Source organism: Nocardia sp. NPDC060220, assembly GCF_042727815.1.
Classification (GTDB): domain Bacteria; phylum Actinomycetota; class Actinomycetes; order Mycobacteriales; family Mycobacteriaceae; genus Nocardia.
In genome coordinates this window covers 1-1,718 of sequence record NZ_JBHWZY010001166.1, presented here as the reverse complement: position 1 = coordinate 1,718, position 1,718 = coordinate 1, and the positions used below count along the sequence as shown (strand labels likewise).

The window sequence follows — 1,718 nt, the reverse complement described above, 5'->3', positions numbered from 1 at the left end:
GTTCGACCGGAAAACCCTCACCGTCGGTCATTCTCGAGCCCAGACAAGCAGCTCGAACGAGCTCGAGTACCTGCTCCTGCTCCGACAGATCCGCGCCGTCCTTCCTGGAAACGAAAAGCACTGGACCATAGGCCGACATGGAGCGGCGCTTCGCCGATCCGAGGTTCACCGCGGCGATGGAGTACATGCCGCGTCCGGAGACGGTGATCTTCGCTGGTTGAGAATGCGGGCGCCGACGACCCTCTCCGGCCGGGGGCCGCGCCAGAAGGCTCGCCGCGATCACGCGGATCCCTGTGTTGAAGATCAACATCGTTGACAGCCGTGGGGTTACGGCGTTGACTTGATCTCACACAGCGAGGAAACCGCCATGAGTATGAGCAAGAAAATCGCGAATTCCGTCGAGGCCACCAAGGGCCGGATGAAGAAGGTGTTCGGTCGAGCCACTGGCAACCGAAGCCTGGAGGCCGAAGGTCGGGCCGAACAAATCAAGGGCAACCTGAAACAGTCCGCTGCCAAGATCAAAGACGCCTTCAAGAACTAGCTTCGCCGAACGAGAGACCTCGCAGTAGACCCCGCGCGCCGACCGTTGCGGACCGCTTCGACGGATCCACCACACGCAGGGGTTATCACCATGCCGAACAACACCGTCTCCCCATCGTCGTACGACAACTCGTCCAGTGCCGTGGCCAAGGTGGCCCAGAACAGCCTCTTCGAACGATTCGCCCGCGCGGGCTTCGTCATGAGCGGCATCGTGCACCTGTTCATCGGCTACATCGCCATCCGGCTCGCCCTCGGTGGCAGCGGCGGAACCGCCGACCAATCAGGGGCCATGGCGGAACTGGCCGCCAAGCCGGGCGGTGTCCTCGCGCTCTGGGTCGGTGTCGTTGCGTTCTCGCTGATGGCGTTGTGGCGGCTCGCCGAAGCAGTGCTCGGCAGCTCCTCCAGACCCGACTCCGACAGCAAGAAATCCGAGGCCGTCAATCGCGTCAAGGCCTTCTCCCTCTCGGTGGTCTACCTCGGTTTCGCCATCTCCGCATTCGGATTCGCCCGGGGCGCAGGCAAATCCAGTAGCGAGCAGAGTACGGGGATCACTGCTGCGATGATGCGATCGAGCGTGGGCACGATCGTTCTCGTCGCCGCCGGGTTGATCATCATCGCGATCGGCGGCTACCACGTGTACAAGGGAGCGACGCAGAGCTTCCTCGAAGACTTGCAAGGCTCCACGAGCAACCTGGTTCGCCGGTTGGGCACGGTGGGATACATCGCGAAGGGGTTGGCCGTCGCGGCCATCGGATTGCTGGTGATACTGGCGGTCGGCCGATCCGACCCCAGCGAAGCCACCGGACTCGACGGCGCGTTCAAAACTCTGGGAGCACAGCCCTTCGGAGCGGCTCTGTTGATCGCGGCCGGCCTGGGCATCATCACCTATGGCCTCTACAGTTTCGCCATGGCGCGCTACACCAAGATGTAGCTGACTCTGGGTAGCGCCAGACCGGTTCGCGCAATCACCGACTCTGTGCATCGGCGCTTTGTGGTGATGGTGAATGCCGTCCGCCCGTCCGGAAAGACCCGTCTACTGAGGATTTCGCAGCCTCGTTCCACGTCGTATGCTCGCTGACCAGCGGCAAAACGAAAAGGCAAGCCTGGGAACGACTCTGCGATCCAGCCATGGCGCGACGTTCCACAGGGTCGTTGGAGGGGGCTGAGCGCGTCATGAA

At 62.6% G+C, this 1,718-nt stretch carries 3 protein-coding genes; 2 read left to right on the top strand and 1 reads right to left on the bottom strand.

All coding sequences use genetic code 11. From position 1 onward, the window contains the following. On the bottom strand, positions 1 to 310 hold a 310-nt coding region (locus ACFWF3_RS34875), incomplete at its 3' end, for a hypothetical protein (protein ID WP_379318346.1). A gap of 63 nt (positions 311 to 373) precedes the next feature. Here ACFWF3_RS34875 and ACFWF3_RS34870 point away from each other — a divergent pair. Beyond that, the gene (locus ACFWF3_RS34870) at positions 374 to 541 is read left to right on the top strand and encodes a CsbD family protein (protein ID WP_379318345.1); all 168 of its coding nucleotides are present in this window, start codon (positions 374 to 376) and stop codon (positions 539 to 541) included. 90 nt (positions 542 to 631) lie between these two features. Next, a complete protein-coding gene (locus ACFWF3_RS34865) occupies positions 632 to 1,471 on the top strand; it encodes a DUF1206 domain-containing protein (RefSeq protein WP_379318343.1) in 840 nt (279 codons plus the stop codon). Positions 1,472 to 1,718 lie beyond the last annotated feature (247 nt).

Excerpts from the sequence above, each read along its gene's own strand:
- ACFWF3_RS34870 (WP_379318345.1), top strand. The coding sequence starts at position 374 with ATGAGCAAGAAAATCGCGAATTCCGTCGAGGCCACCAAGGGCCGGATG.
- ACFWF3_RS34865 (WP_379318343.1), top strand. The coding sequence starts at position 632 with ATGCCGAACAACACCGTCTCCCCATCGTCGTACGACAACTCGTCCAGT.